General features: G+C 67.8%; 6 protein-coding genes. 3 read left to right on the forward strand and 3 right to left on the reverse strand.

Going from position 1 to position 4,451, the window contains the following annotated elements; translation table 11 throughout:
• Nucleotides 1–29: 29 nt before the first annotated feature.
• The 3 genes from ACWDMM_RS19135 to ACWDMM_RS19145 all read right to left on the reverse strand — a co-directional run bounded on the left by ACWDMM_RS19135 (nt 30) and on the right by ACWDMM_RS19145 (nt 2,785).
• Nucleotides 30–461 carry a DUF4254 domain-containing protein gene (locus ACWDMM_RS19135; RefSeq protein ID WP_195080387.1) on the reverse strand — a complete coding sequence of 144 codons (432 nt, stop codon included), beginning with the start codon at nt 459–461 and terminating at the stop codon, nt 30–32.
• Nucleotides 458–916, reverse strand: a complete 459-nt coding sequence (locus ACWDMM_RS19140; RefSeq protein WP_357106639.1) for a DNA-directed RNA polymerase subunit beta — start codon at nt 914–916, stop codon at nt 458–460. The genes ACWDMM_RS19135 and ACWDMM_RS19140 overlap by 4 nt, the downstream gene beginning before the upstream one ends.
• Nucleotides 917–1,261: 345 nt before the next feature.
• Nucleotides 1,262–2,785: a hypothetical protein gene (locus ACWDMM_RS19145; protein ID WP_323124515.1), complete on the reverse strand. Its 1,524-nt coding sequence runs from the start codon at nt 2,783–2,785 to the stop codon at nt 1,262–1,264.
• Nucleotides 2,786–2,951: 166 nt separating this feature from the next.
• On the opposite strand from ACWDMM_RS19145, the gene dtd reads away from it, so the two are divergent.
• The 3 genes from dtd to ACWDMM_RS19160 all read left to right on the forward strand — a co-directional run bounded on the left by dtd (nt 2,952) and on the right by ACWDMM_RS19160 (nt 4,414).
• On the forward strand, nt 2,952–3,395 hold the full coding sequence (gene dtd, locus ACWDMM_RS19150) for a D-aminoacyl-tRNA deacylase (RefSeq protein WP_195080389.1): 444 nt from the start codon (nt 2,952–2,954) through the stop codon (nt 3,393–3,395).
• Nucleotides 3,396–3,576: 181 nt separating this feature from the next.
• Nucleotides 3,577–3,900 (forward strand): hypothetical protein, encoded by a 324-nt coding sequence (locus tag ACWDMM_RS19155; protein WP_195080390.1) that lies wholly within the window; start codon nt 3,577–3,579, stop codon nt 3,898–3,900.
• A gap of 19 nt (nt 3,901–3,919) precedes the next feature.
• Entirely contained in the window at nt 3,920–4,414 is a 495-nt protein-coding gene (locus ACWDMM_RS19160) for a YbaB/EbfC family nucleoid-associated protein (protein ID WP_195080391.1), read from the forward strand.
• Nucleotides 4,415–4,451 lie beyond the last annotated feature (37 nt).

Genomic DNA, 4,451 nt, shown 5'->3' on the forward strand with positions numbered 1-4,451 from the left:
TCTACGGATGGGGAGCCGCGCGCGGGAACCTAAGACGCGCCGGGCAGCCTGCGCACGCCCGCGCAGACCTCGGCGGCCAGGTCGTCGTAGCCGACGGCCAGTTCGGCCAAACGCTGCCAGGCGTCCCACAGATCCCATTCCGAAGCGCTGGCCAGCGCCGCGTAGGCGTTCGCGGTGAACTGGGCCAGGCGATCGATCACCGCGCCGACGGTCTCGGTGTGCACGTGCGCCGCGCCGTGGGCGGGGGGCAGTTGCACGGTGATCCACCGGTCGATGTCGCGAATCAGGCTCGCGCGCAACGCGTCTATCTCGTCGAGCGCATCGTGTGCCGCGCTCAACCTGCGTTCGTGCAACGTGGTGAGTTCGTGCGCACAACGCAGCAGCGGGTTGCTCTCCTGCATTTCGCCTCGGCAGGCTTGCAGCACTTGATGTTTCGCCGGAAGAACCGCGCCGGTGGTCATCGCCTGACCGTTCTGGTGCAGGACCGCACGGCATCGACGATGGATGAGCCCGCGGGACGGAAACCGTTCTCCGGAGGAACGATCCAGTGCCGGTAGTCGGCGTCGGCCGCCGCGGGGGACGGCAGGGCGATCTCGCCGCCGCTCGGCACGATCGAGACGTTCAGGCGGAACAGCTCGGCGAACAGGCGGACGTCGTCGGGTAAGTCGGGCCGGGTGAGGAACGTCCATCGTTTGGACCGGACGTGAGAGATGATCGGGCCCAACGCTATTCGGCGATGGACGAGATCGTCGCGCACATTCTGCCCCAACGCGGCGGGCATCGTGATCGCGCCGACGAATCCGGCGCGCAGGACGATTCGGCCTATCTCCGGATGAACTCCGGCGGGCAGGTCGCAGGTGTGTCGATAGTAGGCGCATCGGGCGGTCGGGGTGTCCGCCAACGCCAGTTGGTCCATAGGGCCCTCGGGTAGCTTCGTGTGACTTTTTCCAAGCCGCCCGGACGGCGCTGCGGCATCGGTGCTGCGATCCGGTACATCGTGCGGGCGTTGTTTCAGTAGAGCACTCCATGGAGCGGATCAAACATTCCGTTCAATTAGTTCTCGAGAAATTCGTTTGCCTGCTGGTTACCCGTGAGTGCGGTAACCAGCAGGACGCGCGGCGCGACGGCGCGTTCAACTCGGAGTACGGTTTCCTGGTCAAATGACCTGTGGCGATGCGGGGCTGGCGCGCCGGGTATTTTGTTCACCGCCCCCCGCTGACGGATGTGCTACCTTGCCGCAAATCGGTGCGGCGACAGCGGATCAGGGTGTGGTGCGGAAGAACAGCACGCGGTCGCCGTGCTCGGACAACGGCGTGTCGGCAGTGATCTGGCGCAGGCCGCAATCCGGCAGGTAGGTGAGGTTGGCGAAGGCCTTCGTGTTGCCGAAGGCCGCGCGCAGTTTGCTCTCCGTCGCCCGATCGGGGTTGTACAGGGCCAGCGTCTCGAAATCCAGTGGTGCGAGCGGTTTGTCGAGGGGAGCCTGGCCGGCCGGACGGCCGAGCGCGGCGTACTGGGTGGCCGCGCCGCGCTCGTACCAGCACAACTCGTAGGCCACGTCCTCGGTGACCGTGATCGCCGCGACGGGCCAGTCCTGGGACAGGCGCAGTGCCAGCGGATGTTTCGCCACCGGGGTGAGTTCCCAGTTCAGGCTCATGACCGTCACCCAGCCACCGTAGGGCTGGTCGATCAGCACGATGTCGTCGCCGAGGGTGGTGGAGGTGTTCAGCTTCGGCTCACGGATCTTCCACTTCGACTCGGGGGTACCGAGATAGCTGTCCCGGTCGAGGGGATAGGCGTCGTCGACCGCGTAGGCCGCGATGATCGCTGCGCGCACCTGGGCGATGGCGTCCCGCTCCGGCAGGTAGACGCTGAGCGCGCCGAAGGTGGAACCGATCTGCACCGGCGTCGACGGCTGGTCCTGCTCGGTGCCCGGCGCGAGCGGGCGCAGGCCCACCAAGGCGAGCTTCCAGTTGATCTCCTCGACGGTCGAGAGGTCGCCGGAGGATTTGAACATGATCTGCTGCTGGGTGAGCCGTCCGGCTCCCTCCAGGGTGCGGCAACCCAATTCGACCAGGGCCCGGTGCGACTTGGGGGTGAGGTCCAGGTCCTGGATGCCGCAGGCGCGCAGCCGGATCGACATGCTGGTGGAGGTGAACGCGGCGTACCGCTCCCGGTACATCGCGATGGCCTGCTTGCGCGACCGGCCGACCATGAGCGTGCGCAGCAGCGTGCTCAAACTGGCCAGGTACTTGCCGGACAGCTCCGGGTTCGCTGCGGCCAAGGCGGCGCGGATGCGGGCCGCCTCCTCGGTCGCGGCCACGGCGGCGTCCTGGTCCAGCCTGCCCAGCCAGACACCGCACTTGGACAGGCCGTCGGCGCACGGGCCCGCGACCTCGGGATGCTCGCGCGCCACCTGCCGGTAGACGTCGCAGGCGCGCCGGATCGTCGTGGTGGCCAGTTCCCTGCGGCCGCTGTGCCGCGCCGCCTGTTCGAAGGAGCGCAGCGCGTCGTTCAACTCCCCGGCGAGGCGGGCGGTGAGCACTTGCCCCCTGGACAGCAGGCGCAGGCGGATCGCCACCGCCTCTTCGGCGGGCGCCAGCGCTTCGCGCGTGCGGTCGCGCGTCGAGCCGTTGTTCTTGGTGGCGATCAGCCCCTTGGCGAGTTCGCCGAGCGAGGTGGCCAAGCGCAATTCGGATTCGACCGTCCGGTCGAGGGCCGCATACCGATCCGCCGCGATCTGACGCTCCATCGCGTCCAGATCCATCGCGCTCCTCGTTTCCAGCATGATCCTCCGCCAACGCGCGGCAACCGCGCAACACAATCTTCTGCGCACCGAGTTTGTCACGGTTGCCGCCCGCGCGCACCTGTATCCCGCCAGGCAGACCGGGTTGTCCGGCGTGCGGTGACCCAGGCGGCCGTCACCGCATCGGCGGAAGGCATGATCGACGGTTGTGCGAGCCCTTCTACAGCGCGTGAGTTCGGCCCGGGTAACCGTCGACGAGCAGGTCGTCGGCCGGATCGACCCGGCTGCCGACGGCCTCCCGCACGGCCTGGTCGCCCTGGTCGGCGTCACGCACTCCGACACCGAGGCGACCGCGCGGGGATTGGCCGACAAGGTGTGGCGGCTGCGCATCCTCGACGGGGAGCGCTCGGCGGCGGATCTGGGCGCGCCGATTCTGGTGGTCAGCCAGTTCACGCTGTACGCGGACACCAAGAAGGGCAGGCGTCCGTCCTGGTCGGCGGCCGCGCCCGGCGCTGTCGCCGAACCCCTCGTCGAGCACTTCGCGCAGGCATTGCGCGAACTCGGCGCAACCGTGGCGACCGGGCGGTTCGGCGCGCACATGCGCATCGAGCTGGTGAACGACGGTCCGGTCACCGTGCTGCTGGAGCTGTGAGTCGCCGTCCTGCCCCGAAAATCGGGGGCGAGCACATCTGACGGGCTCGCACCTGCTGGACCTGGGTGCGGAGCCTACCCGCAAACATCGAGGAATTTGCCGTTCATATTGGCGTCACTGGGGATTAGTCATCCGGTGTTACCGTGGGTGGGAAGGACTCGAGGGTGGAGGAGCGGACGCGATGGCGGACAATGTCGAATTCGACGAGCATCTGTTCCGCAAGGCGGCCCAGAAGACGGGGCACGTCGAGGACCGGATCAACGGCATCATCGACAGATTGAGCGCGTCGATCGCCGCGCGCGGAAACTGCTGGGGCAACGATACTATCGGCCGCAACTTCGCCAACGGCCCCGACGGCTCCGGCGGTTACACCACGACCAGGGACAACCTGATCAAGGGCGCCCGCAACGTGGCCGGCACCTTCCAGAACTTCAGCGAAGGACAGACGAAGACCGCAAATCTGCTGCGCGACATGGAGCACGGCAACCGCGACGGTATCCGCTGATCCCGGGGTGCACCGACCGATGACGAACGAGCAAGCCAAAGCGGAGCTGGCCGACATCCTCGACGGCGTCCAGGAACAGATGCGGATCATCGCGCGGTTGCAGCAGGAGCGCGCGGAATTGACCGGCCGCGCCACGGTGCGCGGCAAGCGGGTGACGGTCGTCGTGAATGCCGACAACACGGTCATCGACACCCAGTTCGGGCCGAATATCGAAGATCTCAGCCACGCCGAGATCGCCAAGGCCGTCACCGAGGCCGCGCAGCAGGCCAGTGCCGATGTGGCCCGGAAGACGCGAGAGCTGATGGCTCCCTTGGATACTCATCGTGCGCGCATGCCGAAGCTGTCCGACCTGGTGGAGGGCATGCCCGACCTGCGCGCGCCGGAACCCGTCCCGGCCCCGACGACGCCGCCGAACGCGCGGGAGCGCAGGGAGTTCTCCGACGGCAGCGGCATGCGCTTCACCGAGACCGTAGAGCGCGATCGTGGTGGATCGGTCACCGATTCCAGCTGGTGAGCTCGGTGGCCGCACCGGGCCGTCGAGGTAGCCGCCC

It is taken from the genome of Nocardia sp. NPDC003726, from assembly GCF_053586955.1.

Coding starts and splice junctions, on each gene's coding strand:
- ACWDMM_RS19135 (WP_195080387.1), bottom strand. CDS start 461: ATGACCACCGGCGCGGTTCTTCCGGCGAAACATCAAGTGCTGCAAGCC.
- ACWDMM_RS19140 (WP_357106639.1), bottom strand. CDS start 916: ATGGACCAACTGGCGTTGGCGGACACCCCGACCGCCCGATGCGCCTAC.
- ACWDMM_RS19145 (WP_323124515.1), bottom strand. CDS start 2,785: ATGCTGGAAACGAGGAGCGCGATGGATCTGGACGCGATGGAGCGTCAG.
- ACWDMM_RS19155 (WP_195080390.1), top strand. CDS start 3,577: ATGGCGGACAATGTCGAATTCGACGAGCATCTGTTCCGCAAGGCGGCC.
- ACWDMM_RS19160 (WP_195080391.1), top strand. CDS start 3,920: ATGACGAACGAGCAAGCCAAAGCGGAGCTGGCCGACATCCTCGACGGC.